The sequence below is a fragment of the Vibrio sp. 1078-1 genome, assembly GCF_033340475.1.
This window is the reverse complement of sequence record NZ_JAWOWM010000468.1, coordinates 1-645: the sequence shown is the minus strand read 5'-3', so window position 1 is coordinate 645 and position 645 is coordinate 1. Positions and strand designations below refer to the sequence as shown.

Genomic DNA, 645 nt, shown 5'->3' with positions numbered 1-645 from the left:
ATCAACATTAAAGCGGATATGGTGGAAGGCTACAATTTGGCGCTTGAGTTACCAAAAATTGCGGCTGAAATGGAACAGCTCGGTTTACCGGAAGGCGTTGAATATAAGATTCGGGGTCAAAATGAGGAGCAGGAAAACTCATCAGCATTCTTGCAAAACGCTTTTGTTGTGGCTCTTGGCGTCATGGCGCTCATTCTCATCACGCAGTTCAACAGCTTTTATCAGGCATTTTTGATTTTGAGTGCGGTGCTGTTTTCAACGGTCGGGGTTTTTGCTGGGTTGCTTATTTTCCAAAAACCATTCGGCATCATAATGTCTGGCATTGGTGTGATTGCCTTGGCTGGTATCGTAGTTAATAACAACATTGTACTGATTGATACTTATAACCAAATGCGAAAAAGAGGACTGGACAAAGCAGAGGCTATCCTGCGGACCGGTGTGCAACGTTTGAGACCGGTGCTATTAACCACAATTACGACCATTTTAGGGTTGTTACCGATGGTTCTAGAAATGAACATCGATTTAGTTAATCAAAAAGTCGAATTTGGTGCGCCGAGTACGCAATGGTGGTCTCAGTTAGCGACGGCAGTAGCGGGGGGATTGGCATTTGCTACGGTGTTGACGTTGGTGCTTACGCCTTGTTTG

At 45.0% G+C, this 645-nt stretch carries 1 protein-coding gene; it reads left to right on the top strand.

Features of this window, described 5'->3' with window-relative positions:
- On the top strand, positions 1-645 hold a 645-nt coding region (locus tag R7190_RS28230), incomplete at both ends, for an efflux RND transporter permease subunit (RefSeq protein ID WP_318137974.1).